This window comes from Caballeronia catudaia (assembly GCF_001544755.2).
Classification (GTDB): Bacteria; Pseudomonadota; Gammaproteobacteria; order Burkholderiales; family Burkholderiaceae; genus Caballeronia; species Caballeronia catudaia.
The window spans coordinates 302,348-328,251 of sequence record NZ_FCOF02000002.1 but is presented as its reverse complement, the minus strand read 5'-3'; the positions used below and the strand labels follow the sequence as shown (position 1 = coordinate 328,251).

The window sequence follows — 25,904 nt, the reverse complement described above, 5'->3', positions numbered from 1 at the left end:
CCATGACCAACGAAGATCCCTTGTCCACGGGTACCATCGACACCAAGCCCCTTCCCGAAGAGACCACGCCCCTGCCGCAGCGCGTAGCCGAACGCGACGGCCTCGGGTTGTGTCAGGCCGTGCTGTTCGATCTGGACGGCACGATCGCCGATACCGCGCCCGATCTCGTCGCCGCGGTGAACAAGATGCGGCACGATCGCGGCCTGGAGATGCGTCCTCTCGAAACGCTGCGGCCATTTGCGTCGGCGGGCGCGCGCGGACTGCTGGGCGGCGCCTTCGAGATCGGGCCGGAGCATCACGACTTCGCGTCGATGCGCGACGAGTTCCTCGCCAACTACGAAGCCGACCTGTGCATCGAGACGACGCTCTTTCAGGGCATTGCAGAGATACTCGATGAGCTCGATGCGCGCGGTGTGCGCTGGGGCATCGTCACCAACAAGGTGACGCGTCTCGCGGCTCCGCTCGTCGCCTTGCTCGGTCTCGACACGCGGGCGGGCTGTCTCGTTTGTGGCGACACCACGCCGCATTCGAAGCCGCATCCGGCGCCGCTTCTGCACGCGGCTGAGTTGCTCGATGTCGCGCCTGAGCGCATCGTCTATGTCGGCGACGATCTACGCGATGTGCAGGCGGGCTTCGCAGCCGGCATGATCACCGTGGCGGCCGCCTACGGCTATTGCGGCGACGACATTCCGCCGCGCCGCTGGCACGCCAATCACGTGGTCGATTCAACCGACGAGTTGCAGCAACTGCTGCGCGACATCGCGTGAGTCGTGGGGCGAGACCGGCACCTTGATTTGCGCGCCATTCGCCTCATATGGTTTTTCGTGGGATAATTTCAGTTCCGTTTCGGGGGCGACCTGGTTTCGACAGTGGTTGTGAAGCGGTCAGGGCATACCGAGGACCCGTCACCTCGTTAATCAATGGGAAAAACGTAACTGCAAACGACGATACGTTCGCACTGGCAGCCTAAGGGCTAGCCGTCCTCTCACTAATTCGCTGACGGGTTAGGGTAGCAATACCACGAGAGGTCATATACGTCAGATAAGCCTTTGCGGCGTCACGACGCCAAGGTCGAAAATTTAGTGAATCGCCGAAACGCAGCGTGTTCGTCCGCGTCGTTGCGGTTAAATCAAATGACAGAACTAAGTATGTAGAACTGGTCGTAGAGCGCTTCTGGACGCGGGTTCGATTCCCGCCGCCTCCACCAAAACACCCTAAGGAGCCCGCGATTGCGCAAGCATCGCGGGTTTTTCTTTTGCACGCAGCAGGACGCAATCCCCCCGGCACCAAAAAAAAGCCCCGCACGGGGCGGGGCAAACATCCTTGAGAGACGTAGCGAGGACAGAGACAGCCTTCACTACGTCCGAGAGAATAGGCGTACCCGCGGATTGTTCGTATCAGACCGGTCCGAATGCTATTGCCTCATGTCAATTATCAACTGATCTTCATGTTGTGGCCGCAGCCATCCGTTTGGAATCGTTGTCTCAGAAAGCTCCGATTCTTTACCATCGATGGGGCTTTTATCCTTCCATCGCACCTCGAGCCGTTGCCTCCGTTCTGCGGCGGATCGAGTGCCATTCCAAGTACTTTGACCTCGCCTTGTGCGAGGTCTTTTTTTTCGGAGCAGGAAAGAGATGCGCTGCAGCAGCGCGAAGGCGAGACCAAAGTCGAACGATGTCAGTTCGTGCCGTCCTTCGGACACTTCAGATTGCAGCCGTCAGGATCGCCGTTGTCGCCGCGGCGGCGCATCGACGACTTTCCGTTCTGGTACTTGTCCGACGGCGCGGACGCGGCGTACTGAAGCTGCGGATGTTGGTTGAGACGGAACTGATCCTGCAAAATGCCGCCCGGCATGCCCGGGGAATTCTGAGCGAAAGCAACAGGAATCAGATACATCACGCCGGCGACGAGCGCCGCGGAAGAACAGGCGAGCAACGGAAGTTTCATGACGGTATATCGGGCGTAGAGCCAATAAGTCGACAGCAAACCGTTAGGTTATCCCAATTTGACGCCAATCGCAGCCTGAGACCCGCCCCGCTCTTTTACCGCATGTTTCGAGTCTTCGTCACGCCTTTATTTCAACCGCGTAATCCTTCGTCGATATCCACGAGCGAGCCGCAACGCGCGGGATCGTAGCCTTCGAGATGGGAGACGCTGTCCGTGAAGCCCTCGCTGCGAAGAATGCGCAACACGGAAGCGAGCCGCGCCTCGTCGAGCCGCGCGCGTTCGCAGGCGAAGAAGTAGTCCTCGGCGATGATCGGAATGAAGTCGAGCGCAAAATGCTGCGCGGCCGGCTGCACGCCGAAACCGAGATCGGCCATGCCGCTCGCGACGAACGCGGCGATCGCCGAATGCGTGAGCTCGGTCGTCGCATAGCCGTTGATCTGGTCCGGGTCCACGCCCACGCGCCGCAACGACAGATCGAGCAGCATGCGCGTGCCCGAACCCGGCTGGCGATTGACGAAGCGCACGTCGCTGCGCGCGAGATCGCGCAAACCAGAGATATGCTTCGGATTGCCTTTCGGCAGAAAAAGCCCTTGCGTGCGGCGCGTGAGGCGGATCAGCTGATGCTTGTTCCGGTCCAGATACGGTCGATAGATATCCGCGCAGGTCGAGCGAAATTCGCCGATCGGCAAATGGAAACCCGCCAGCTCGCATTCGCCGCGCGCGAGCGCGCTCACCGCTTCGGCACTTTCGCGGTATTTGATGTCGACCGGCACGCGCTGATCGCCAAGGGCGCGCACGAGCGTAGCGACGGCGTAACCGTGCGACGCATGAATCCGCACCTGGCTGACCCCGCCCGCGAGACGCCGGTTCAGCTCGACGGCCACGTCGTTCGCGACCGCCTGCAGCGGCGCCTCGAGCCGGTCGCCGCAGACCCGTTGCGCGCGCAGCACGGACTCACCCAGCTCGGACAGCACCGAGCCGCGCCCGCGCGATTTGGTGATGAGCGCACCGCCCAGACGCGCTTCGATTTCGCGCAACAGCCCCCACGCATGCCGATAGGACAAACCCTTAGCGTTCGCCGCATTCGCGATGCTGCCTGTCTGAGCGACAAGCTGTAAAAGCGGCACAACCGCGCTGAGACTGGTTTCCCGGCCATCGGCGTCCCGCAGGACCAGCTCGGCCCGGCATTCGACGTCTACCATATGAACTCCCCCATCCTATTGCCAAGATATATCACGACGCCTATTGTTCTTTTACCGGCTCGGCACCGTAATTATATCGACTCAAATATGTACCGACAAAGCATATGCCGAGTGTTGGAGGAGCCCCATGACACACACGCAGCTATCCGCCGCTGCATCCGTTGAACTCGTGCGTCGCCACGCGGTACAAGGCGCGACGTTGATGACCATTCTCCACGCCATCCAGGACGAAACCGGCTATGTGCCGGGCGAGGTCGTCGCGCCGCTCGCGCAGACGCTTTCGCTGTCGCGCGCCGAAGTGCATGGCGTCATCACTTATTACCATCACTTCCGGAGCGCGCCGCCCGCGCGCGTGACCGTGCAGCTCTGCCGCGCGGAAGCGTGCCGCAGCATGGGCACGGAAGCGTTGAAGGATCACATCGAAGCGCACACGGGCTGCCGCTTCGACAACGGCCACGCCGAGGACACCGAGCTCGAATCGGTCTATTGCCTCGGCCAATGCGCGCTGTCGCCGTCGATGATGATCAACGGCGAACTTCACGCGCGCGTGACACCCGCGAAGTTCGATCGCCTTTTCGCCGCGGCGCAAACCAAAGTCGCGGAGGTGACGGCATGACGCGCATCTACGTTCCCATCGATTCCGCGGCGCTCGCGCTCGGCGCCAATGCCGTGGCCGAAGCCGTCGCGAATGAAGCGCAGAAGCGCGGCCTCGACGTGCAGATCGTGCGCAACGGCTCGCGCGGCCTCTTCTATCTCGAACCGCTCGTCGAAGTGGAAACGGACGGCGGGCGCATCGGCTATTCGAACGTCGAAGCCGAAGACGTCGCCGCGTTGTTCGATGCCGGCTTTCACGAAGGCCGCGCGCACGAGAAAAGCGTCGGCGTCGTCGACGAGATTCCGTATCTGAAGAACCAGCAGCGCCTGACGTTTGCGCGCATCGGCATAACCGACCCGCTTTCGATCGGCGATTACACCGCCCTCGGCGGCCTGCAAGGCCTGCGCAACGTGCTCGACATGAACGGCGACGCCGTCTGCGAAGCGCTGCTCGACTCCGGCCTGCGCGGCCGCGGCGGCGCGGCGTTCCCCGCGGGCATCAAGTGGAAGACGGTGCGCGCGGCGCTCGCGGATCAGAAATACATCGTCTGCAATGCCGATGAAGGCGACTCGGGAACCTTCTCCGACCGCCTCGTGATGGAAAGCGATCCGTACATGCTGATCGAAGGCATGATCATCGCCGGCGTCGCCACGGGCGCGACCAAGGGCTACATCTATGTGCGCAGCGAGTATCCGCATTCGATCGACACGCTGAACCGCGCCATCGACCGCGCGCGCGACGCGGGCTGGCTCGGCGCGAGCGTGCTCGGCACGTCGCATGCGTTCGAACTGTATGTGGCGAAGGGCGCGGGCTCGTATGTGTGCGGCGAGGAAACGGCGCTGCTGGAATCACTCGAAGGCAAGCGCGGCATCGTGCGCGCGAAGCCGCCGGTGCCCGCTTTGGTCGGCCTGTACGGGAAACCCACGGTCATCAACAACGTCATCACGCTCGCGACGGTGCCGGTCATCTTCGCGAAGGGCGCCGCGTTCTATCGCGACTACGGCATGGGCCGTTCGCGCGGCACGCTGCCCTTCCAGGTCGCGGGCAACGTGAAGCAAGGCGGACTCGTCGAGCTGGCGTTCGGCGTCACGCTGCGCGAACTGATCTACACCTACGGCGGCGGCACCGCGAGCGGACGTCCGGCGCGCGCCGTGCAGGTGGGCGGGCCGCTCGGCACGTATCTGCCGGAAAGCCAGTGGGACATTCCGCTCGACTACGAGGAATATGCGAAGGTCGGCGCGGTGGTCGGCCACGGCGGTCTCGTGATCCACGACGACACATCGAATCTCGCCGAGCTCGCGCAATACGCGATGCACTTCTGCGCGATCGAATCGTGCGGCAAGTGCACGCCGTGCCGTATCGGCTCGACGCGCGGTGAGGAAGTCATCGCGAAGATCCGCGAGGGCGATACGTCGGTGAAGCAGATCACGCTGCTGCGCGAACTCTGCGACACGATGATCGCAGGCTCGCTCTGCGCGATGGGCGGCATGACGCCGTTCCCGGTGGTGTCCGCGCTCGATCATTTCCCTGAAGACTTCGGCCTGCCGCGCTCGCCGGCACAGAAAGCGGCATAAGGAGACAAGACAATGTCCAACACCATCAACGGCTGCGGCTCCGGCAACTGCGCGTGCAAGAGCGCGGCATCGGTGCAGCGCCGCGATCCGTTCGACGAGACCGATTACGGCACGCCGCTGCGCCACGCCGACATCGACGTGACGCTGGAAATCGACGGTCAGCCCGTCACGGTTCCCGCGGGCACGTCGGTGATGCGCGCCTCGATCGAAGCCGGCGTCAACGTGCCCAAGCTCTGCGCCACCGATTCGCTCGAACCGTGGGGTTCGTGCCGTCTGTGCCTGGTGGAGATCGAAGGCAAGCGCGGCTATCCGGCATCGTGCACGACGCCCGTCGAAGCGGGCATGAAAGTGCGCACGCAAAGCGACAAGCTGCAATCGCTGCGTAAGAACGTGATGGAGCTCTACATCTCCGATCACCCGCTCGATTGCCTCACCTGCCCCGCCAACGGCGACTGCGAACTGCAGGACATGGCGGGCGTCGTCGGCCTGCGCGAAGTGCGTTACGGCTACGAAGGCGCGAACCATCTGAAGGACGCAAAGGACGAATCGAATCCGTACTTCACCTACGATCCGTCCAAATGCATCGTCTGCAATCGCTGCGTGCGCGCGTGCGAAGAGACGCAAGGCACCTTCGCGCTGACCATCGCCGGACGCGGTTTCGAATCACGCGTCGCGGCGAGCGAGAACGTGCCGTTCATGGAATCGGAATGCGTGTCGTGCGGCGCATGCGTCGCCGCGTGCCCGACCGCGACGCTGCAGGAAAAGAGCGTCATCATGCTCGGCCAGGCGGAGCATTCGGTCGTGACGACGTGCGCGTATTGCGGCGTCGGCTGCTCGCTGAAGGCGGAGATGAAGGGCGACACCGTCGTGCGCATGACGCCGAACAAGAACGGCCAGGCGAACGAAGGCCACGCATGCGTGAAGGGCCGCTTCGCGTGGGGCTACGCGACGCACAAGGACCGTATCAAGAAGCCGATGATTCGCGCGAAGATCACCGATCCGTGGCGCGAGGTGTCGTGGGACGAAGCGATCAACTATGCGGCAAGCGAGTTCCGCCGCATTCAGGACAAGTACGGGCGCGATTCGATCGGCGGCATCACGTCGTCGCGTTGCACGAACGAAGAAACGTACCTCGTGCAAAAGCTCGTGCGCGCCGCGTTCGGCAACAACAACGTCGATACCTGCGCGCGCGTGTGCCACTCGCCGACCGGTTACGGCCTGAAGACGACGCTCGGCGAATCCGCCGGCACGCAGACCTTCGCTTCGGTCGAGAAATCCGACGTGATCATCGTGATCGGCGCGAATCCGACCGATGGCCACCCGGTCTTCGGCTCGCGTCTGAAGCGCCGCGTGCGTGAAGGCGCGAAGCTGATCGTGATCGATCCGCGTCGCATCGATATCGTCGATACGCCGCACGTGAAGGCGCAGTATCACCTGCCGTTGCGGCCGGGCACGAACGTCGCGATGCTCAACTCGCTTGCGCACGTGATCGTGACGGAAGGCTTGCTGAAGGAAGACTTCATCGCGGAACGCTGCGAGACGCGCGCCTTCGGTCAATGGCGCGAGTTCGTCGCTCGCGAAGAGAATTCGCCCGAAGCGATGGAAGCGACCACCGGCGTGCCCGCGCACGCGGTCCGCGAGGCCGCGCGCGTCTACGCGACGGGCGGCAACGGCGCGATCTACTACGGCCTCGGTGTCACCGAGCACGCGCAGGGGTCGACGGCCGTCATCGGCATCGCGAACCTGGCGATGGCCACCGGCAACGTCGGCCGCGAGGGTGTCGGCGTGAATCCGCTGCGCGGCCAGAACAACGTGCAGGGCTCGTGCGACATGGGCTCGTTCCCGCACGAGCTGCCGGGCTATCGCCATATCGGCGATGCGGCCGTGCGCTCGCTCTTCGAAGAAGCGTGGGACGTGAAGCTGCAGCCGGAGCCGGGCCTGCGCATTCCGAACATGTTCGACGCCGCCATGCACGGCACCTTCATGGGCCTGTATTGCCAGGGCGAGGACATCGTCCAGTCGGACCCGAACACGCAGCACGTGGCGGATGCGTTGTCGTCGATGGAATGCATCGTCGTTCAGGACATCTTCCTCAACGAGACGGCGAAGTACGCGCACGTGTTGCTGCCGGGCTCGACGTTCCTCGAAAAGGACGGCACCTTCACCAATGCCGAGCGCCGCATCTCGCGCGTGCGCAAGGTGATGCCGCCGCTCGCGGGCTACTCCGACTGGGAAGTGACGATCATGCTCTCGCGCGCGCTCGGCTATGAGATGAACTACGCGAATCCGTCCGAGATCATGGACGAGATCGCGCGCCTCACGCCGACGTTCCACGGCGTCTCGTACGAGCGCATCGAGGAGCTCGGCAGCATCCAGTGGCCGTGCAACGAGAAGGCGCCCGACGGCACGCCGACGATGCACATCGACGAATTCGTGCGCGGCAAGGGACGCTTCGTCATCACCAAGTTCGTCGCGACGCCGGAGAAGGTCACGCGCAAGTATCCGCTCCTGCTCACGACCGGGCGCATCTTGTCGCAGTACAACGTCGGCGCGCAGACCCGCCGCACCGAAAACTCGCGCTGGCACGAAGAGGACCGGCTGGAGATTCATCCGGTGGATGCGGAGGATCGCGGCATCAAGATGGACGACTGGGTCGGCATCGAGTCGCGTGCGGGGCAGACCGTGTTGCGCGCGAAGATTTCCGAGCGCATGCAGCCGGGCGTCGTCTACACGACGTTCCACTTCCCGGAATCGGGCGCGAACGTCATCACGACGGATTCGTCCGACTGGGCGACCAACTGTCCGGAGTACAAGGTGACGGCGGTCCAGGTGATGCCGGTCGAGCAGCCGTCGCAATGGCAGAAGGACTACTCGCGCTTCAACACGCAGCAGCTCGAACTGCTCAACCTCGCCACGACTTCTTCAGGAAAGTAAAAAATGGATGTCGATAACCTGATCGAGATGGCGAACCGCATCGGCGAATTTTTCGATTCGATGCCGGACCGCGCCGAAGCCGTCGATAGCGTCGCGGATCATATCCGCCGCTTCTGGGAGCCGCGCATGCGGCTCGCGATTCTCGCCGCGCTGGACAATCCGGAAGCGAGCGCAACGATGGCGCCGATCGTGCGCGAGGCCCTCAACCTGCACAAAGCGGACCTTCAGCCGAAGACGGCGCCCGCATGAAACCGTTCATCGCATCGTCTTGAACCGAAGCCCTGCACCGCAGGGCTTTTTTCAGTCTTCGCGATATTCGCGCTCGACGTGCCGCTCCGTGCTCGTGTCGTGCGCGCCGAACCACGTTTCGCAGTGACGCAGGAGCGCTTGCACATCCGACGGCGCACGTCCGCGCGCCGCGATATAGCCATCCGGACGCACGAGATAGAACGCGGGGCGCGTGCGGCCGTAGTTGTCGGTGAGCGAATGCGCGCCCTCGCCGCTCGTATCGGTGATGCGCCACACGCGCACGGCGTTCGGCATGATCGTTTCGATGGAGGCAGCGAGGCCGTCGAGGTCCGGCTCGCCGATCGCGTGCGCGACGGTGATGGTCGCGGGCGCAAGCGCGATGTCGTCCTCGCCCGACGGATTCAGGAGCAGAAAGAGCGAGAAGCAGCCGGGATCGTGCAGATCGTACAGACAGCCGACGCCCGGCAGACGCCCGAGCGGACCGTCGATGACATGCACGCGTGCATCGGGCGCGCGCTCGCCTGCGCGCGGGCCGCCGTCGAGCAGGCGTTCGAGCGTGAGCGGGCTCTTGCGGTAGTTGATCGACAGCTCGCTCACCGTCCGCCGCATCGCGTCGCGCAGCGGGCCGATCGCGGCGAGCGCGGGCATCACGTGCTCGCGCATCAGCTTCATCGGGCCGTGCTCGGCGCCGGCCATCTGCGTGAGCATGCTGGATTGCCTGAGCACGTCGCGCTCGATCGGATGACGCTCCGCGTGGTAGGTGTCGAGCAGCCGCTCTGGCGCGCCGCCCGCGAGCATGCGCGCGATCTTCCAGCCGAGATTGAACGCTTCCTGAATGCCGGTGTTCATGCCCTGCGCGCCGGCGGGGCTGTGCACATGCGCCGCATCGCCGGCGAGAAACACGCGCTCCATGCGCAGCCGGTCGACCATGCGGCTGTTCAGGTGAAAGTACGACGACCACGTGAGATTCGACAACGTCACGCGATGATGCACGCGCCGCGCGATGAGCGCCCGGCATTCATCGAGCGTCGGACCTGTCTTCAATTCGGCGGCGTTGCCCGCGCTCGCGACCGGCGCGGGCAGATCGGCGATAAGGCGCGCGCGGTCGCCGCCCATCGGAAAGAGCGCGGCGAGGCCTTCGCCCGACGCGAAGATATGGAACTCGTCGTCGGGCCAGTCGGAGTCGGCCTGGAGATCGGCGAGCAGAAAGGTTTGCTCGAAGGTCTTGCCGTCGAAGCCGATTCCGAGCCGATGCCGCACGAAGCTGTGCGCGCCGTCCGCCGCGATCAGATATGACGGCCGCAGCAGTTCGTCGCGTCCGTTCGGATGGCGCAGCGTGGCCTGCAAGCCGGCCGAGCCCTGCGAGACATCGACGAGTTCGACACCGCGCTCGACATTCACGCGATAGCCCGCCAGGTGCGCCGCGAGCAGGCGTTCGGTCTGCGATTGTTCGAGAAAAAGCAGATACGGATAACGCGTCTGCAGCGGATCGAAGTCGAGGCGCGCGAGGCGCTGCCCGTTCGAATAGAGGTTCGCCACCCGCGCACGATGACCGAGTTCGAGAAACGGCTTGACGACGCGATGCTGCTCGAAGAGTTCGAGCGTGCGCGCCTGTATGCCGATCGCGCGTGAATACGGCGAAGGCTCGCGCGCCTTATCGACCAGCCTGACCGGGATGTGCGCGCGCGCGAGGCTCATCGCGGCGGCGAGGCCCGTGGGACCGGCGCCTGCGATCAGAACGGGCGCGACGTCCAGCTTGTCGTTCGGATTCAGCTTTGGCGCGAACATCGGTCGGTCCTCCCGAAAGTCACGCGCTCTAGTGTACGCCGCTCAATGCCCGTGGCCGCGCTCGTTCAGCACGCACGCCTGGCACGCTTCGCCGAACTCGACCTGCACGGTCGCGTGATGCATCGCGTATTCGCGGCGCAGCGTCCCGACGACGCCCTGCACGAACTCATCGCCGGGATGGCCTTGCGGCATCACCAGATGCACGGTGATTGCGTTTTCGGTCGTCGAGAGCGCCCAGACGTGCAGGTCGTGGACGTCGCGCACGCCGGGCAACGCCGTCAGATAGCTCGTGATGCGCGTCATGTCCACGCCCGGCGGGACCGCGGCCATCGCGAGGCGCATTGCATCGCGGCCGAGTCCCCACGTGCCGTAGACGATCACCGACACGACGACCAGGCTCATCAGCGGATCGAGCCAGCTCGCGCCCGTGAACAGGATGATGAGGCCGCTCACCGCGACGGCCGCGGAAATCGCGGCATCGGCGGCCATGTGCATGAAGGCGCCGCGCACGTTGAGGTCTTCCTTGCTGCCGCGCATGAAGAGCCATGCGGAAAAACCATTCACGACCATGCCGATGGTCGCGACGATGAACACGTCGAGGCCCGCGACGGGCGCCGGATTGATGAGCCGCTGGACCGACTCGAGCACGATCGCGCCGCACGCGAGCAGCAGCAGCGCGGCGTTGGCGAGCGACGCGAGAATCGATGAACTGCCGAGCCCGAACGTATAGCGCGCGTTCGGCCGGCGCGCGCCGAGCCAGAGGGCGCCCCACGCGAGCAGCAGGCCGAGGACGTCGGAGAGATTGTGGCCGGCATCGGCGAGCAGCGCGGTCGAATGCGCGAGGAAGCCGTAGACGGCCTGCACGACGACGATCAGGACGTTCAGCCCGACCGCGAGCGCAAATGTGCGGCCCTGCCCTTCCTGCGGCGCATGGTGATGATGATGGCCGCCCGAGGCGTGGTCATGGCCTTCGTGCCCGCCATGCGCGTGATCGTGCCGATGTTCGTGTTCTTCGTGTCGATGGGTGCTCATGGCGTGTTCATCGTGGTGCGCGTGGTTTGATGGTGGTCATTCGATATCCGTGGCTTCGGCCTGCGGCTCGGCGACGTGCTCGAGCATTTCGCCGAGCATCGCGCTGATGTGGCGGTCGGCGGCGACGTAGAACACCTGCTTACCCTGGCGCTCGGCGCGCACGATCCGCGCCGCGCGCAGCAGACGCAGATGATGGCTCACCAGCGACGCCGACAGCCCGAGCAATTCCGCAATCGCTCCGACCGCGCGCTTCTGTTCGACGCACGCGAGCACGATGCGCAGGCGCGTGGGATCGCCGAGCAGGCGAAACAGATCGGCGAGCGGCACGACGCGGTCGTCGGACGTGTTTGCGCCAGTGGAGGATGCGGAATCGGATGACACGGTTGGGACTAACATATGAATAACTGTTCATATGTTAAGTGCCTTCGCCGCAACATGTCAACCGCGCTTCTGAAGGACCGGTGCCGCCGATGTGGGAAAATGCGGGGTTTGCTTTTCCGGCCAGAAGTTTTTCCGTCATGGACACCGTATTCGCCCGCGGTTTCGCGGCCCATCGTGACGGCCGCCTGACCGACGCGGAGCGCGACTATCAGGCCGCGCTCGCCGCCGAACCTCACCACGTCGACGCACTGCACTACCTCGGCGTGCTGCGCCATCAACAAGGCCAGCACGCGGAGGCGGCCGAGCTCGTGCGCCGCGCCGTCGACCTGCGCCCGACCGATGCCGGCCTTCAACTGAATCTCGGCAATGCGCTGAAGGCGCTCGGCCGCCTCGACGACGCCATCGAGCGCTTTCGCAACGCGCTGACGCTCGCGCCGGGCTTCCCGATCGCGCAGTACAACCTCGGCAACGCGTACACGGCGGCCGGCCGTCACGAAGACGCCGCCGATGCGTTCGAGAAGACGCTGCGCCTGCAGCCCGACGATCCGGCCGCGTGGAACAACTTCGGCAATGCGCTCTCGTCGCTGCGCCGCTTCAAGGATGCCGCGCACGCCTTCAGGCGTACGCTCGCGCTGCGTCCGCGCCATGCCGGCGCGCACAACAACCTCGGCATGGCGCTGAACGCGCTCGGCGACACGCTCGGCGCGATCGCGCACTTTCGCGCCGCGCTCGACGTCGAGCCGAACTACGCCGCCGCGCATTTCAATCTCGGCAATCTGCTCGATGCGAACGGTCATCCGGACGACGCGCTGCCCGTACTGCGCAAGGCCGTGGCGCTGCAACCGCATTTCGCGCCGGGGTATTTCGGGCTCGGGCACGCGCTCGCCAAACTCGGCCGTCACGACGAAGCCGTGCCGCACTTCGAGCGCGCGGTCGGGCTCGATCCGAAATACGGCGTCGCGTGGCTTTGTCTCGGCAATACGCATCTCGCGCTCGGCGCGCACCGCGCGGCGCTGCGCGCGTTCGATCAGGCATTGCGTATCGATCCCGCGATGCCCGCCGCGCATCTGAACCGCGCCCTCGCGCTGCTGACCATCGGCGACTACGCCCGCGGACTTTCCGCCTACGAGTGGCGTCTGCAGACGCCGGGCAGCGAACCCGCACCGCGCTTGCCGCGCTGGAACGGCGAGCCGATGCCGGGCCGCACCTTGCTCGTGCGCGCCGAGCAGGGATTCGGCGATACCCTGCAGTTCGCGCGCTTCGTGCCGTTCGCGGCGAAGCTCGCCGGCAAGCTGGTTCTGGAAGTGCAACCCGCGCTCGTGCCGCTGCTCGCGCCTGCCGCGCATGCGGCGCGCGTCGAACTGAAAAGCAAGTCGGATGGCGTCCCGACGCCCGCCGACGCCTTTTGCCCGCTGCTCAGCCTGCCGCTCGCACTCGGCATGACCTCGCCCGATGCGATTCCGGCGCGCGCGCCGTATCTCGTCGTGCCCGCCGATTACCGCAGAAAATGGCGCGGCTCGATCGGCGGCCAGGCACGGCGCAAGATCGGCATAACGTGGTCGGGACGGATGCAGCCGGGCGAGACGCGCTCCGTCGAAGTCACCGAGTTGGGGCCGCTGTTCGCTCTCGAAGGTATCGACTGGGTCGTGCTCCAGCCGTTCGTCACCGACCGCGAGCGCGACGTGCTGCGCGCGCATCGCAACACGAAGTCGATTCACCTGCTCGAGGCACGTCTCGAGAACTTCGCGGACACGGGCGCGATCGTCGACCGGCTCGACGCGGTGGTGTCCGTCGATACGTCCGTCGCGCACCTCGCGGGCGCCCTCGGCAAACCGGCATGGGTGATGCTGCCCTTCGCCGCCGACTGGCGCTGGGGCGTCGATGCGGACGCAACCGTGTGGTATCCGCGCGCGCGGCTCGTGCGTCAGCGCGCGCCGGGGCAATGGCGCGAGGTCATCGAAGCAACGGCGGCGGCGCTGGCTTCGGTTCCGGCTTAACGTTTATCGCGCGCCGTGCGGCTCATCGAACGCACAGCGTCATTTCGATATTTATTGAAATATAAAAGCGAGCGCGTTATCGTTGCGAGCATGGACTCCAAACTCGTTGTTCGCGCGCTCGGCGCGCTCGCTCATGAATCGCGTCTCGCGATCTTCCGAACGCTCGTAGTGGCCGGCCACGAGGGCATGGCCGCTGGTGACATCGCACAGCAAGTCGGGCTTGCACCGTCGAGCCTCTCGTTCCATCTCAAGGATCTCTCGCACGCGGAGCTCGTCAGCGCGCGGCAGGAAGGCCGATACGTTTTCTACACCGCAAATTTCGAAGCCATGAGCAACCTCTTGGGCTTCCTCACGGACAACTGCTGCGCGGGCGCGCCTTGCGCGGCGAGCGGCTCATCGAACTGCTGCGGAGATTCGGCATGAAGCGCATTCATATTCACGTGTCGGTTCAGGATGTGTATGGACAGTCGCGCGATCGAGCTTCGGAGGCCACCGCATGTTGTTCGCCCGCCGCCAATCTGGATACGTGCGGTCCGCAAGCCACCCGTCGGGAAATCCGGTGAGCACGACGGACACCGCGCGTATCGACGCAACACCGTCGATCGGCCTTTTCGAGCGCTATCTGACGATCTGGGTCGCGCTGTGCATCGCTGCAGGCATCGGACTGGGACAGCTTTTTCCGGAGCTTTTTCACGCGATCGGCGGCATGGAAATCTCGCAGGTCAATCTGCCGGTCGGCGTGTTGATCTGGGTGATGATCATCCCGATGCTGATCAAGATCGACTTCTCCGCCCTCGCGCAAGTCGGCAGCCACTGGCGCGGCATCGGCGTGACCTTGCTGGTGAACTGGCTCGTCAAGCCATTCTCGATGGCGCTGCTCGGCTGGATCTTCGTGCGGCATGTGTTCGTTGGCTGGCTACCTGCCGATCGACTGGACAGCTACATCGCGGGCCTGATTCTGCTGGCGGCCGCGCCTTGCACGGCGATGGTCTTCGTATGGTCGCAACTGTGCAAGGGCGATCCGTACTTCACGCTCTCGCAGGTCGCGCTCAACGACGCGATCATGGTGGTCGCGTTCGCTCCGCTGGTGGCGCTGTTGCTCGGGCTATCCTCGATCACGGTGCCGTGGGGCACGCTGATCGTCTCGGTCGGCCTGTACATCGTCATTCCCGTGTTGCTCGCGCAATGGCTGCGCAAGCGTCTGCTCTCGCGCGGCGAAGGGCGTTTCAGGCGCACGGTCGCGCGCCTGGGACCGTGGTCGATCGCCGCGCTGCTCGCGACGCTCGTGCTGCTGTTCGGATTTCAGGGCGAAGCGATTGTCAGGGAGCCTTTCGTGATCGCGATGCTCGCCGTTCCGATCCTTATCCAGGTGTTCTTCAATTCGGGGCTCGCTTACCTGCTGAACCGCCGCCTGGGTGTTGCGCACTGCGTCGCGGGGCCGTCGAGCCTGATCGGCGCGAGTAATTTCTTCGAGCTCGCGGTCGCCACCGCGATCAGCCTGTTCGGTTTTCACTCGGGTGCGGCACTCGCGACGGTCGTCGGCGTGCTCATCGAAGTGCCGGTCATGCTGCTGGTCGTAGGCGTCGTCAATCGATCGCGACGTTGGTACGAAACCGCCTGACTGCTCCGCATACATCTCCATGTTTTCGAATCTTCCCAATCTGAGCGCGGTCCACGTCGACATTCCCGACAGCGGGAAGCTGCAGCCGGCCTCCGTGTCCACGCACGCGCCACGGATACTGCTGCTGTACGGCTCGCTGCGTCCGACTTCATACAGTCGCTTGCTCACGCTGGAGGCCGAGCGCCTGCTGCAGGCATTCGGCGCCGAGACGCGCGTGTTCGATCCGCACGGCTTGCCGATGGTCGACAGCGTGCCGCCCGATCACCCGAAGGTGGCCGAGCTGCGCAAGCTTTCCGAGTGGTCCGAAGGACAGGTGTGGTGCAGCCCCGAGCGTCACGGCACGCTCACATCGGTGTTCAAGAATCAGATCGACTGGCTGCCGCTCGAAGCGGCGGGTGTCCGGCCCACTCAGGGCCGCACGCTTGCGGTCATGCAGGTATGCGGCGGATCGCAATCGTTCAATGCGGTGAACGCGCTGCGCGTGCTTGGCCGTTGGATGCGGATGGTCACCATTCCCAATCAGTCCTCTGTCGCGAAAGCCTGGCAGGAGTTCAACGGAAACGGCCGGATGAAACCCTCCGCCTATTACGATCGTGTCGTCGACGTGATGGAGGAGCTCGTCAAGTTCACGCTGCTCGTGCGCGATCGCTCGGATTACCTCACGAATCGCTACAGCGAGCGCAAGGAAGCAGCGCCGGAGCAGGCCACCGCGCTCGCCGAGACCGCGATGGACCACGAAATCAACGCCGACACCGACGACAGCGAAGCGCAGTAGACGGCGTCGCTGCGTCAGGCCGTCTTGTACTGATTACGCGCCTCGGGCGAGCGATACAGGACGAGCGTCGCGATCAGGCCACAGATCGCGGCCAGTCCCATCCACAAACCGGGCGCGGCCTTGTTGCCGGTCGCGTGGATCAGATACGTGGAGATCGCGGGCGTGAAACCGCCGATCGTCGTCGCGAGACTGTAGGCCATCGAGAAACCCGTCGTACGCACGTCGGCCGGCATGACTTCGGTCAGCGCGACCACCATCGCGCCGTTGTAGCTGCCGTACAGGAACGAGAGCCACAGCTCGCACATCAGCAGGCGCACGAACGACGGGTCCGCCACGAGCCACTGCACCACCGGATACGACGTCAGAATGGTGAGGATCGTGAACACGAGCAGCACCGGGCGGCGGCCGACGCGATCGGACACCGCGCCCATCAGCGGCAGCCAGACGAGGTTCGAAAGGCCGACGCACACGGTGACGACGAGCGCGTCGATGGATGAGAGCTTCAGCACTTCCTTGCCGAAGGTCGGCGTGTAGGCGGTGATCATGTAAAACGACACGGTCGTCATGATGACCATGCCCATGCCCGCGAGCACGACGCCCCAGCTTTGCGCGATCGAGCGCGCGATCTCGCCCATGCTCGGCCGATGCTTCTTCGCGAGGAACTCGTCGGTCTCCCGCAGCGAGCGGCGGATGATGAAGAGAAACGGCACGATCAGACAGCCGATCAGGAACGGCACGCGCCAGCCCCAGGCGGTCATCTGATCGGGCGGCAGCAGGCGGTTCATGATGACGCCGATCAACGCGGCAAACACCACGGCGACTTGCTGGCTGCCGGACTGCCAGGAACAATAAAAGCCCTTGTTGCCCTTGGTCGCGATCTCGGACAGATACACCGATACGCCGCCCAGCTCCACGCCGGCCGAAAAGCCTTGCAGCAGGCGCCCGCCCAATACGACGACCGGTGCGAGCACGCCGATGGTCGCATAGCCCGGCACGAGCGCGACGCACGCCGTGCCGACCGCCATCAACGCGAGCGTAAGGATGAGGCCCTTGCGCCGCCCGTGATGGTCGATATACGCACCGAGCACGATCGCGCCCACCGGCCGCATCAGGAAGCCCGCGCCGAACACGGACAGCGCGAGCATCAGCGAGGCGAACTCGTTGCCGCTTGGGAAATAGGTCTTGGCGATCGCCGAAGCGTAATAGCCGTAGACCATGAAGTCGTACATTTCAAGGAAGTTTCCGCTGACGACGCGAAAGACCGTCTTGAACCTGGATTCGTTGGCGGGTGTTACGTGGCTTGTGGACATGACTTTCTCGAAAAGCTGTGGGCGCATTTCGGTTCTGCGCGGGAGCGCGGAACCGTGCACGGCCGTACCGACGATCGGCCGTAACGAACGCGGCTGAATGTTTCTTTTTTCAAAATGCGATGCCGCCGATTTTAACGCCTCCCCGCTCGTGCCCGACGCAACTTCGTTCAATTCCGACCAATTGACCATTAAAATCCGCTTACATATGCCTAACTCTAAGCCAACATCCGAACAGAAACTCGACAGCGTGTCGCTGCGCATCGCGACCTTGGCGGACACCGGGCTCATCGCGTCGATGCACGCGCGAAGTTGGGCGTCGGCGTATCGCGGGATACTGCCGGACCGCTATCTGGACGAACTGCCAAGTGAGCGCGCCGCTCATTGGGACGCGCGCATGAAGGGAATTGCCGGCGGCGCGGGGTGCGTGCTGATCGCGGAGCACGAAGGCGAGCCGGTCGGCTTCATGTGCCTGGTCGAGCCGGACGAAACGGGCAGCGTGCTCGTCGACAATCTGCATGCGCTGCCGGGCCATCGAGGTCTCGGCACGGGCAGCGCGATGCTCGACGAAGCGGCGCGCTGGGCCCGCTCGCGCGGCGCGCGGCAGTTGCATCTTTCCGTGCTTGAGCAGAACGCGGCGGCGATCGGCTTCTACGAATCGCGCGGCTGGAAGTTTGCCGCACGTGAGGCGGACCATATGGCGGGCATCGATCTGTTTGCGTTGCGCTACGTCCTCCCGCTCGACCAAGCACAAGAACACCGAATTGGTCAATAAGCAATCCTGTTAAAAATCAATAATAAGATTCGTCTGGTCGTCGGGTTCGTGACCGTTTCGTATGATCGCGGGTCGAAATTTCAGCCATCTCGCGCCGAGCCTCGGTGCTATCTGTTGCACCACGGAGGTCCGGGCGGGCTGTCCCGTTGTCCGTTCCGGACGCATGCATGTGGAACCCTCATGACCGAAGACTTGATCGAAGTGGAAGGCAATCTGCGTCTGCCTACGCTGCGCGCGCTGATGGACCCGCTCTTGAACTACGGTCGCGAGTGGTCGCCCGCATTCTCGCGCCCTCTTCAATCCGGGTCCGAGTTCGCGCTCTTCGCCGCGCAATTCAGGACCGCCTACGTCCCCGCGTTGAGTCTGTCCGATACGAATTCGCCCTATGGCGCCACGAGCCTCTGGGGTGTCTTCGCCAAGGAGCACATTCCCCGTGCGATGCTGCGCCTGATGGAAGGCAAGCACCCGGACGAGGCCGGCATCGATCGCGCCGCTCCCGTCCATCTGAACGTCGGCGCGCCGATGGCGCCAGGCGCGGGGAAGCGCTACTTCAGCAAGCCCGTCGCGGCGCTCACCGCTGTGGCGTGCGCGGCGCTCATCGCGTGGCTGTTCTTCGAATATGATCGCGACGCGCCGGGCAACTCGCGGGCTGCCCCGGCAATGGAAGTCAGAGTGCAAAGCCCCGAGCCTGATGTCAATACGCAACCGGACCGCCCCGAGTCGTCGTCGGCGGCGGCAGCGGGCATCGCTGCGGTCGAGACGGGCATTGCGGCTCGACCGGCGAACGACATTCAGCCATCTCAGGCGGCGACGCCGCCAGAACCAGCGAGCGCGAATGCCAATGTGATCGCGAGCGAGAACGCCCCCGCCGCGACGAAGCGCGAGGCGTCGGGCGTGCATCTCATCGCCGAAACGACAGTCCGCCGGCGCAACGGCCGCGTAAGCGCCGTGCTCGCTCCGCGCACGCAGCAAACCGCCGCAGTCCGTGCTCCTAAAGCCGACAAGCCTGCAACCGACAAGCACTTCGCGAAGCGTGAAACTGCGGCGCATGCACGCGCGCCATCGGCCCGGGTTCATGCAGACCGTGCATCGAAAATTTCGGATCCGATGAACGCCGCCGCGCTTTACGCAATGCTCCAGCATTCACCGACACTCGATAGCAACGCAGGCGGCGCATCCAGCCGCGGCGGCGCGAAAACCCAGAACGCGCGCTGAAAGACGAACCGCGCGCGACGCATCCGCGAGCACGCTCAGCCCGCCCGATCAACCATTCCGGCCGAGACGCCACTATGACGCAACACCGATATATCCGTTACGCGACGCTCACGCTCGCCTTGTCCCTCTGCGGCGTGCTCGCGCCGTTCTCGAGTGTATTCGCCGCATCCGCAAAGGCGGACGCCGCGCAGACACCTGCGGCAAGCGCACCCGCGCAGGCCGCCCCCGAAGACCTGTCCGACCTGAACGCCGATTCGAACGCGCCGCGCGTCGAAGGCAACATCGCCGAATTGCAGAACCTCGTGCAGGCCGGCAGCCTCACGGAATTGCGCGCGACGCACAACGGCAGCTACGGCGCGAAGCTCTTCTTCCTCGCACAGGAGATGCTGTACTACGTCGCGCTGTCGCAGGACGCCCGCTGGTGGCGCGTCGTGAAGACGCAGGACGTGGCGCGCGCGGAATCGATCTACGCGCAGTTCTCGCGCAAGAGCTACGAACTGGCCGATGGCGAAATCCGCCGCATGCAATTGCAGGCGCAGAAGGCGCTGCTCGATCGCGTGATCGCGAAGTCGGCGGATCGCGCGAACCGTCTCTCCGCCGATCTCGCGCTTTCGCAGCAGCAGGATTCCCAGGTCACGCAGCGTCAGCAGCAGTTGCAGGCCGAGTCGGCGGCGCTGCAGACGGACAAGCTCGAAGCGGAACGCAAGCTGCGCGCGCTGCAATTGCAGGTCGAACAGCTTCAGAAGCAATCGGAAGCCGGACTCGCGCCGGTGAGCACGGCGCCATCGCGTTGATGCCGGCAGTACATGCCTGAAAACAACGAAGGCCCGCTCGAATCGAGCGGGCCTTCTCGTTTTGCGTCGTATCGCGATGCGCTCGGGCTCGGAAGCAAGCTCAGAAGCGCGTCTCGCGCGCGACGCGCAGGAACGTATCGAGCAGCGGCGTGCAATCGAGCAACTCGGCGCCGCCCGCGCGATGAAACTCCGGATGCCACTGCACGCCGACGACGAATGGCGACTTGCGATACCGCACCGCCTCGATGATCCCGTCCGACGCCGACACCGCCTCGATGTTCAGATCGCGGCCGAGCGTCTTCACCGCCTGATGGTGAATCGAGTTGACGATCGCGTCGCGCTGATTCGGGAACATGTTGACGAGCGTGGAGCCTTCGGGGAAGCGGATCGAATGCCGGTGCTGGTCGTAATGCTCGTTGACGTGGATGCCGGCCGTCGGCACGTCGGTGGCGATATCGCCGTAGAGCGTGCCGCCGAACGCGACGTTGATCAGCTGACAGCCCCGGCACACGCCGAGCACCGGCTTGCCCGACTCGACGAACTCGTGCAGCAGCTCCAGCTCGTACATGTCGCGCACGCGGTCGCCCGGCCATTCGGGCCGCGTCGTGCGCTCCTCGTAGGACTGCGGAGAAACGTCGGCGCCGCCTTGCAGCAGGAGACCGTCGAGATGCTTCGCGTAGTCGCGCAGACGGATATTGCTCGGATGCAGCATGCCCTGCTGGCCGACCGTCGGAATCATGAATACGAGCACGTCGCGCGACATGACCCAGTGCGCGATCGATTCCTCGAGATATTGCAGCGTCTTGCCTCGCAGCCCTTTCGCGCCCGGCTCCGGATGAAAGATGCGCGCCGACACGCCGATACGCAGCGTGCGCTGCGTGATGCGCTGCCCCGCGCGGTCGAAAATCTGACGCGCGCGCGCCGCGACGATGCGGCCGAACACGGACCACGCCGAATCCGACTGCTTGAGATAGGCGGGTGGCGCCGGTGCCGCGGCCTGTTCGGGCGGCGGCAATGGCGGCGGATTGAGCGTGCCGAAGTCCGGCGCCTCGCTGATGCTGGGCGGCAGGCCGACGGCAGGCGACGGCGCGGCGCGGCCGGTCGGTGAATCGGACGAGGCGGATTGCGCGTTGGCCGTGCTCGCGGCTTCCGCTTCCGTCGCGGCTTCGAAATTCTCGGCGAGGCTCGCCCTGGGTTTCGCCGATGCAGGTTGCTTCGCACGCACCGCGGCTTCCTGCGCGGCGGTCGCGCTCGCCGCCGATGCGCGCGCGTCGCGAGCCTCCTGCCTTGCGGCGTCGCGCCGGGTCTGCGCTGCATCGACCGGTTCGACGTTCGATGCGCTCGAAGGCCCGTCTGTCGATGCCCGTTCGGTCGCGCTTGCGTCGGGACCGGGCGCCGCAGCCGCCGCGGCTGCTTCGGGCGGCGCCGTGGGATTCGCGCCGCCTGCCGCATCGTGCCTGGATGTCTCGTTTCGCGAATAACCCGCGGCTGAGGAGTCGGCGCCGCTTCGGCGTGCGTCGGTGCTGCTTGCGTCGTTGGACGTTTTGTTATCGCTCATTCCGGTTTCAAGCGCTCGCGCGCCGTAAGGAGAATGCACAAGCCCTAAATTATCCGCCTGTCGACAGGACGGGGCAAACGAGCACACATTTGGTCACATTATCGCGAGAAGCGGTCATGCGTCGCTGTCAGGGCTATCCCGCGAAGAAGCCGTCAATGATCGCGCGGTTCCTCGAAGGTCTCGCGCAGTGCGATCTGCATCGTCGCGTGGATTTTGACGCACCAGCGCCACAGCACCGTGAGCAGCAGCGCCGCGCACAGCAGCACGCCGACCATCAGGCCGAACGGCGGCAGGATGCCGCCCGACAACGCCGCAACAAGTAGAAAGACGCCGAACATCGCGACGATCGGAATCAGCCCGGAAACGCCTAATCGAATCGCGCGCGTGAAGCGCCCCGCTTTCGCGGGCTGCACGCTCACTTCGGCGAGCAGAAGCGCGAGCGATTCGAGCTTGCGATACACCGCGACCAGAAACGGCAGCGCGACGACGAGCGCCGCGCTCCACAGCACGACGCGCCGCGCGTTGTCGGTGTCGAGCCAGCGCGCGAGATAGCCCGACGCGAACGGCGCCGCATACGAAGCGCCTAAAAAAATCGCCGCGACGAGCGCGAGATTCACCGCGATCTGCAGCACGATGCGCCGGGTCATCGAGAAGAGCGTCGGGCCGCCGGACGCGGGCGTGAGGCTCGCGAGCCACTGCGAATAGAGACCGAAAGTGTGCGCGAGCGGCGCGGGCATCGCGCGCGAAAGGCGTATCGTGGCGGGATCGGCGGCGCGGATCAGATACGGCGTGAAGAGCGTCGTGAGCGCTGATACCGCGACCGCGATCGGATAGAGAAAGGGGCTCGTCACTTTCAGCGACAACCCGAGCGACGCGATGATGAACGAGAACTCGCCGATCTGCGACACGCTCATGCCGACGCGCATCGCGGTGCGCCCGTCCTTGCCCGCGAGAAACGTGCCGAGCCCGCACGACACGATCTTGCCCGCCACCACCGCGATCGTGATGACGGCGATCGGCCACGCATAATCGACGAGCACCTTCGGATTCAGCAGCAAGCCGATGGTCACGAAAAAGATCGCCGAAAACATGTCGCGCACCGGCGCGATCAGATGCTCGATGCGCGCGAGATGCTTCGACTCCGCCATGATCGCGCCGATCAGGAACGCGCCGAGCGCGATCGAATAATCGAGCTTCACGACGAGCAGGCAAAAACCGAAGCAGAAACCGAGCACGGTGACGAGCAGCATCTCGTCGCTCTTCGCGCGCGCGACGTAATTGAGCGCGCGCGGCACCGTGAGAATGCCGACGACCAGCGACACGGTCATGAAAAGCAGCAGCTTGCCCAGCGTCACGACCGCGACGCCCGCGCTCACCGAACCCGTCTGCGCGATGCCGGACAGCAGCACGAGCATCGCGATGGCGAGAATATCCTCGACGATCAGAATGCCGAACACGATCTGCGCGAAGTGCTCGCCTTTCATGCCGAGCTCGGACAGCGCTTTCACGATGATGGTCGTCGACGAGATCGCGAGCATCGCGCCGAGAAAGAGCGAGTCCATGACGGTCCAGTCGAACCAGCGCCCGATCTCGTAGCCGATCCAGATCATCAGCACGATTTCCGAGAGCGCCGCGACGAACGCCGTCGCGCCGACCTTGAACAGCTTGCGCAGGCTGAACTCGAGCCCGAGCGAGAACATCAGGAACACGACGCCCAGCTCGCCGAGCGTCTGGATGGTCGCCTCGTCGTGGATCAGATTGAACGGCGGCGTGTACGGCCCGATGATCACTCCCGCGGCGATATAGCCCAGGACGACCGGCTGTCGCAGACGGTGAAACAGCACCGTCACGACGCCCGCGATGGCCATGATCACCGCGAGATCCTGAATGAAGCCGATCGCGTGATGCATCAAACAGTTCCTTACAAAGAAATAACGAGATTTCGATGTTACCGCACGGATGAGAAACGCTTGCGTTCAGGCAGGAAATGGCGTGAAAAAAAAGAAAGGCCCGCGCGAACGGCGGGCCCGGGAAAAAAGCGCAAAAAAGCGGACGCTCAGACAGCCGCTTCGTTTTCCTCGCCGGTGCGGATACGGATCACGCGCTCGACGTCGGCGACGAAAATCTTGCCGTCGCCGATTTTGCCGGTGCGCGCCGCGCCGATGATCGCGTCGATCACCTGATCGGTTTGATCGTTCGCGACGACGACCTCGATCTTCACCTTCGGCAGAAAGTCGACCACATACTCTGCACCACGATAGAGCTCGGTATGTCCTTTCTGGCGTCCGAAGCCCTTCACTTCCGTGACCGTCAGCCCGGTCAGACCGACTTCGGCCAGCGCTTCGCGGACTTCGTCGAGCTTGAACGGTTTGATGATGGCGGTGATGCGTTTCATGGCGTGCCTCGCTTCGATGTGAATGGATGTCCCGGATGGACGGATTCGGAGAGATGCTTTCGATTCTAGTCGCGTTTGATCAAGCCAGTGATTCATTGAAGCGCGAGGTGATCGGATAGCGCCAGTCGCGGCCGAACGCGCGATGCGTCACGCGAATGCCGATCGGCGCTTGCCGGCGCTTGTACTCGTTGATCTTGATGAGGCGCGTCACGCGCGCGACGTCGTCCGCGTCGTAGCCCGCAGCGACGATCTCCGCGAGCGAGCGGTCTTCCTCCATGTACATGCGCATGATCGCGTCGAGCACGTCGTAGGGCGGCAGGCTGTCCTGATCGGTCTGGTTGTCGCGCAGCTCCGCGGAAGGCGCGCGCGTGAGAATGCGCTCGGGAATCACATCGCGTGCGCCGTACGCATCGGTCGCGTTGCGGTAGTGGCAGACCTTGTAGACGAGCGTCTTCGCGATGTCCTTGATGACGGCGAATCCGCCCGCCATGTCGCCATACAGCGTGCAATAGCCGACCGCCATTTCGCTCTTGTTGCCCGTCGTGAGGACGATCGAGCCGAACTTGTTCGACAGCGCCATCAGGAGCGTGCCCCGAATGCGTGCCTGCATGTTCTCTTCGGTCGCGTCTTCCGCGCGGCCCGCGAACTCTTGCGCGAGTGCGCCGCGGAACGCCTCGAACATCGGCGCGATGGCGATCTCGTCGTACTTCACGCCGACGCGTTGCGCCATGTCGCGCGCGTCGGTCGCGGAGATGTCGGCGGTATAGCGCGAGGGCATCATCACGGCGCGCACGCGATCCGGGCCGAGCGCATCGCAAGCGACGGCGAGCACGAGCGCCGAATCGACGCCGCCCGACAAGCCGATGATCGCGCCCGGAAACCCGTTCTTGCCGATGTAATCGCGCACGCCGACGACGAGCGCCTTGTACACCTGCGCTTCGAGCGGCAAGTCCGGCGCGACACTTCCACGCACCGGCGTGGTGCCGTCGAACTCGACATAGCCGATGGCCTCGTCGAACTGCGCCACTTTCGTGACGAGCTCGCCGTTCGCATCGAGCACGAAGGAGCCGCCGTCGAAGATCAGTTCGTCCTGCGCGCCCGCGAGATTCACGTAGACCATCGGCATGCCGGTCTCGCGAATGCGCGCGCGCAAAATGTCGAAGCGCACCGATTCCTTGTTGACATGAAACGGCGAGCCGTTCGGAATCAGCAGCACTTGCGCGCCCGCCGCCTTCGCGAGCTGCGCCGCCGATGCGTGCCACGCGTCCTCGCAGATCACGACGCCATAGCGCACGCCGTCGAGATCGAACACGAACGGACGCGGATCGGTGGCGAAGTAGCGCTTCTCGTCGAAGACTTCCGTGTTGGGCAGATCCTGCTTCAGATAGGTGCCGGCGATGGCGCCATCGACGATCAGCGATGCCGCGTTGTAGGTATCGCGCGGCGGCACGCCACGCGCGATCGGTGCGTTCATGTCGGCGCCGTCTTCCTGCGCGCGATGCGGATGCCCGACGAGCACATGCAGGCCCGCGAACGCTTTGAGTTGCGCGGCGAGAGCGTCGAGCGCTTCCGCACTCGCGCGATAAAACGCCGGACGCAGCAGCAGATCTTCCGGCGGATAACCCGAGAGCGCCAGTTCCGGCGCGATCATGAGCCGTGCGCCATGCTCGTGCGCGGCGCGCGCGGCATTGACGATGCGCGCGACGTTGCCGGCGAAATCGCCGACGGTGACGTTGATCTGGGCCAGTGCAATGCGGGTTTTCAT

The 25,904-nt window shown here is 64.6% G+C and carries 22 protein-coding genes and 1 other RNA gene; 13 read left to right on the top strand and 10 right to left on the bottom strand.

The annotated features are described in order from the left end of the window. The first annotated feature begins 2 nt into the window (after positions 1-2). The gene (gene gph, locus AWB75_RS03720) at positions 3-767 is read left to right on the top strand and encodes a phosphoglycolate phosphatase (RefSeq protein WP_061122710.1); all 765 of its coding nucleotides are present in this window, start codon (positions 3-5) and stop codon (positions 765-767) included. Between the two features lie 81 nt (positions 768-848). Next, positions 849-1,207: a transfer-messenger RNA gene (gene ssrA, locus AWB75_RS03715) on the top strand. 470 nt (positions 1,208-1,677) lie between these two features. On the opposite strand, the gene AWB75_RS03710 is transcribed toward ssrA, so the two are convergent. Both AWB75_RS03710 and AWB75_RS03705 read right to left on the bottom strand, forming a co-directional pair. Then, positions 1,678-1,947, bottom strand: coding sequence for a hypothetical protein (locus AWB75_RS03710; RefSeq protein WP_061122709.1), 270 nt, complete (start codon positions 1,945-1,947; stop codon positions 1,678-1,680). A gap of 131 nt (positions 1,948-2,078) precedes the next feature. Then, positions 2,079-3,149, bottom strand: a complete 1,071-nt coding sequence (locus AWB75_RS03705; protein WP_061122708.1) for a substrate-binding domain-containing protein — start codon at positions 3,147-3,149, stop codon at positions 2,079-2,081. A 127-nt stretch (positions 3,150-3,276) separates the two neighbouring features. Between AWB75_RS03705 and AWB75_RS03700 the strand changes: the two genes are divergently transcribed. From AWB75_RS03700 to AWB75_RS03685, 4 genes are read left to right on the top strand one after another with little or no spacing between them, the layout of a single operon-like run. Continuing rightward, positions 3,277-3,765 (top strand): NAD(P)H-dependent oxidoreductase subunit E, encoded by a 489-nt coding sequence (locus AWB75_RS03700; protein WP_061122707.1) that lies wholly within the window; start codon positions 3,277-3,279, stop codon positions 3,763-3,765. Beyond that, positions 3,762-5,318 carry a formate dehydrogenase beta subunit gene (locus AWB75_RS03695; RefSeq protein WP_061122706.1) on the top strand — a complete coding sequence of 519 codons (1,557 nt, stop codon included), beginning with the start codon at positions 3,762-3,764 and terminating at the stop codon, positions 5,316-5,318. The genes AWB75_RS03700 and AWB75_RS03695 overlap by 4 nt, the downstream gene beginning before the upstream one ends. Before the next feature lie 12 nt (positions 5,319-5,330). Continuing rightward, complete coding sequence (fdhF, locus tag AWB75_RS03690; RefSeq protein ID WP_061122705.1) at positions 5,331-8,252, top strand: formate dehydrogenase subunit alpha; 2,922 nt, start codon at positions 5,331-5,333, stop codon at positions 8,250-8,252. Between the two features lie 3 nt (positions 8,253-8,255). Then, a complete protein-coding gene (locus AWB75_RS03685) occupies positions 8,256-8,501 on the top strand; it encodes a formate dehydrogenase subunit delta (RefSeq protein WP_061122704.1) in 246 nt (81 codons plus the stop codon). 51 nt (positions 8,502-8,552) lie between these two features. Here AWB75_RS03685 and AWB75_RS03680 read toward each other — a convergent pair whose 3' ends face one another. From AWB75_RS03680 to AWB75_RS03670, 3 genes are read right to left on the bottom strand one after another with little or no spacing between them, the layout of a single operon-like run. Then, complete coding sequence (locus tag AWB75_RS03680; RefSeq protein WP_061122703.1) at positions 8,553-10,289, bottom strand: FAD-dependent monooxygenase; 1,737 nt, start codon at positions 10,287-10,289, stop codon at positions 8,553-8,555. 42 nt (positions 10,290-10,331) lie between these two features. Further along, positions 10,332-11,321, bottom strand: a complete 990-nt coding sequence (locus AWB75_RS03675) for a cation diffusion facilitator family transporter (RefSeq protein ID WP_061122702.1) — start codon at positions 11,319-11,321, stop codon at positions 10,332-10,334. 36 nt (positions 11,322-11,357) lie between these two features. Next, a complete protein-coding gene (locus AWB75_RS03670) occupies positions 11,358-11,717 on the bottom strand; it encodes an ArsR/SmtB family transcription factor (RefSeq protein WP_061122701.1) in 360 nt (119 codons plus the stop codon). 122 nt (positions 11,718-11,839) lie between these two features. Between AWB75_RS03670 and AWB75_RS03665 the strand changes: the two genes are divergently transcribed. The 4 genes from AWB75_RS03665 to arsH all read left to right on the top strand — a co-directional run bounded on the left by AWB75_RS03665 (position 11,840) and on the right by arsH (position 16,095). Next, positions 11,840-13,699: a tetratricopeptide repeat protein gene (locus AWB75_RS03665; protein ID WP_061122700.1), complete on the top strand. Its 1,860-nt coding sequence runs from the start codon at positions 11,840-11,842 to the stop codon at positions 13,697-13,699. 90 nt (positions 13,700-13,789) lie between these two features. Next, positions 13,790-14,122: an ArsR/SmtB family transcription factor gene (locus tag AWB75_RS03660; protein ID WP_061122699.1), complete on the top strand. Its 333-nt coding sequence runs from the start codon at positions 13,790-13,792 to the stop codon at positions 14,120-14,122. 136 nt (positions 14,123-14,258) lie between these two features. Next, on the top strand, positions 14,259-15,320 hold the full coding sequence (arsB, locus tag AWB75_RS03655) for an ACR3 family arsenite efflux transporter (RefSeq protein WP_061122698.1): 1,062 nt from the start codon (positions 14,259-14,261) through the stop codon (positions 15,318-15,320). Between the two features lie 19 nt (positions 15,321-15,339). Next, entirely contained in the window at positions 15,340-16,095 is a 756-nt protein-coding gene (gene arsH, locus AWB75_RS03650) for an arsenical resistance protein ArsH (RefSeq protein ID WP_061122697.1), read from the top strand. A 14-nt stretch (positions 16,096-16,109) separates the two neighbouring features. On the opposite strand, the gene tcuC is transcribed toward arsH, so the two are convergent. Continuing rightward, the gene (gene tcuC, locus AWB75_RS03645; RefSeq protein WP_061122758.1) at positions 16,110-17,405 is read right to left on the bottom strand and encodes an MFS transporter; all 1,296 of its coding nucleotides are present in this window, start codon (positions 17,403-17,405) and stop codon (positions 16,110-16,112) included. Positions 17,406-17,502: 97 nt separating this feature from the next. On the opposite strand from tcuC, the gene AWB75_RS03640 reads away from it, so the two are divergent. The 3 genes from AWB75_RS03640 (at position 17,503) to AWB75_RS03630 (ending at position 20,186) form a co-directional block, all read left to right on the top strand. Beyond that, positions 17,503-18,177 (top strand): GNAT family N-acetyltransferase, encoded by a 675-nt coding sequence (locus tag AWB75_RS03640; protein ID WP_407642114.1) that lies wholly within the window; start codon positions 17,503-17,505, stop codon positions 18,175-18,177. Positions 18,178-18,357: 180 nt separating this feature from the next. Next, positions 18,358-19,392: a hypothetical protein gene (locus AWB75_RS03635; RefSeq protein ID WP_061122695.1), complete on the top strand. Its 1,035-nt coding sequence runs from the start codon at positions 18,358-18,360 to the stop codon at positions 19,390-19,392. A 74-nt stretch (positions 19,393-19,466) separates the two neighbouring features. Next, on the top strand, positions 19,467-20,186 hold the full coding sequence (locus AWB75_RS03630) for a DUF2968 domain-containing protein (RefSeq protein ID WP_061122694.1): 720 nt from the start codon (positions 19,467-19,469) through the stop codon (positions 20,184-20,186). A 100-nt stretch (positions 20,187-20,286) separates the two neighbouring features. Here AWB75_RS03630 and AWB75_RS03625 read toward each other — a convergent pair whose 3' ends face one another. The 4 genes from AWB75_RS03625 to AWB75_RS03610 all read right to left on the bottom strand — a co-directional run bounded on the left by AWB75_RS03625 (position 20,287) and on the right by AWB75_RS03610 (position 25,904). After that, positions 20,287-21,744: a gamma-glutamyl-gamma-aminobutyrate hydrolase family protein gene (locus tag AWB75_RS03625; RefSeq protein WP_061122693.1), complete on the bottom strand. Its 1,458-nt coding sequence runs from the start codon at positions 21,742-21,744 to the stop codon at positions 20,287-20,289. A 152-nt stretch (positions 21,745-21,896) separates the two neighbouring features. Continuing rightward, a complete protein-coding gene (locus tag AWB75_RS03620; protein ID WP_061122692.1) occupies positions 21,897-23,654 on the bottom strand; it encodes a cation:proton antiporter in 1,758 nt (585 codons plus the stop codon). A gap of 146 nt (positions 23,655-23,800) precedes the next feature. Continuing rightward, positions 23,801-24,139, bottom strand: a complete 339-nt coding sequence (glnK, locus tag AWB75_RS03615) for a P-II family nitrogen regulator (protein ID WP_008342452.1) — start codon at positions 24,137-24,139, stop codon at positions 23,801-23,803. 79 nt (positions 24,140-24,218) lie between these two features. After that, entirely contained in the window at positions 24,219-25,904 is a 1,686-nt protein-coding gene (locus tag AWB75_RS03610) for an NAD+ synthase (RefSeq protein ID WP_061122691.1), read from the bottom strand.

Bases quoted from the DNA above. Each gene is read 5' to 3' on its own strand.
- AWB75_RS03695 (WP_061122706.1), top strand. From the start codon at position 3,762: ATGACGCGCATCTACGTTCCCATCGATTCCGCGGCGCTCGCGCTCGGC.
- AWB75_RS03665 (WP_061122700.1), top strand. From the start codon at position 11,840: ATGGACACCGTATTCGCCCGCGGTTTCGCGGCCCATCGTGACGGCCGC.
- AWB75_RS03680 (WP_061122703.1), bottom strand. From the start codon at position 10,289: ATGTTCGCGCCAAAGCTGAATCCGAACGACAAGCTGGACGTCGCGCCC.
- arsH (WP_061122697.1), top strand. From the start codon at position 15,340: ATGTTTTCGAATCTTCCCAATCTGAGCGCGGTCCACGTCGACATTCCC.
- AWB75_RS03630 (WP_061122694.1), top strand. From the start codon at position 19,467: ATGACGCAACACCGATATATCCGTTACGCGACGCTCACGCTCGCCTTG.
- glnK (WP_008342452.1), bottom strand. From the start codon at position 24,139: ATGAAACGCATCACCGCCATCATCAAACCGTTCAAGCTCGACGAAGTC.
- AWB75_RS03710 (WP_061122709.1), bottom strand. From the start codon at position 1,947: ATGAAACTTCCGTTGCTCGCCTGTTCTTCCGCGGCGCTCGTCGCCGGC.
- AWB75_RS03705 (WP_061122708.1), bottom strand. From the start codon at position 3,149: ATGGTAGACGTCGAATGCCGGGCCGAGCTGGTCCTGCGGGACGCCGAT.
- AWB75_RS03640 (WP_407642114.1), top strand. From the start codon at position 17,503: ATGTTTCTTTTTTCAAAATGCGATGCCGCCGATTTTAACGCCTCCCCG.
- tcuC (WP_061122758.1), bottom strand. From the start codon at position 17,405: ATGTCCACAAGCCACGTAACACCCGCCAACGAATCCAGGTTCAAGACG.
- AWB75_RS03660 (WP_061122699.1), top strand. From the start codon at position 13,790: ATGGACTCCAAACTCGTTGTTCGCGCGCTCGGCGCGCTCGCTCATGAA.
- AWB75_RS03610 (WP_061122691.1), bottom strand. From the start codon at position 25,904: ATGAAAACCCGCATTGCACTGGCCCAGATCAACGTCACCGTCGGCGAT.
- AWB75_RS03700 (WP_061122707.1), top strand. From the start codon at position 3,277: ATGACACACACGCAGCTATCCGCCGCTGCATCCGTTGAACTCGTGCGT.
- fdhF (WP_061122705.1), top strand. From the start codon at position 5,331: ATGTCCAACACCATCAACGGCTGCGGCTCCGGCAACTGCGCGTGCAAG.
- gph (WP_061122710.1), top strand. From the start codon at position 3: ATGACCAACGAAGATCCCTTGTCCACGGGTACCATCGACACCAAGCCC.
- AWB75_RS03675 (WP_061122702.1), bottom strand. From the start codon at position 11,321: ATGAGCACCCATCGACACGAAGAACACGAACATCGGCACGATCACGCG.
- AWB75_RS03635 (WP_061122695.1), top strand. From the start codon at position 18,358: ATGACCGAAGACTTGATCGAAGTGGAAGGCAATCTGCGTCTGCCTACG.
- AWB75_RS03625 (WP_061122693.1), bottom strand. From the start codon at position 21,744: ATGAGCGATAACAAAACGTCCAACGACGCAAGCAGCACCGACGCACGC.
- AWB75_RS03620 (WP_061122692.1), bottom strand. From the start codon at position 23,654: ATGCATCACGCGATCGGCTTCATTCAGGATCTCGCGGTGATCATGGCC.
- AWB75_RS03685 (WP_061122704.1), top strand. From the start codon at position 8,256: ATGGATGTCGATAACCTGATCGAGATGGCGAACCGCATCGGCGAATTT.
- AWB75_RS03670 (WP_061122701.1), bottom strand. From the start codon at position 11,717: ATGTTAGTCCCAACCGTGTCATCCGATTCCGCATCCTCCACTGGCGCA.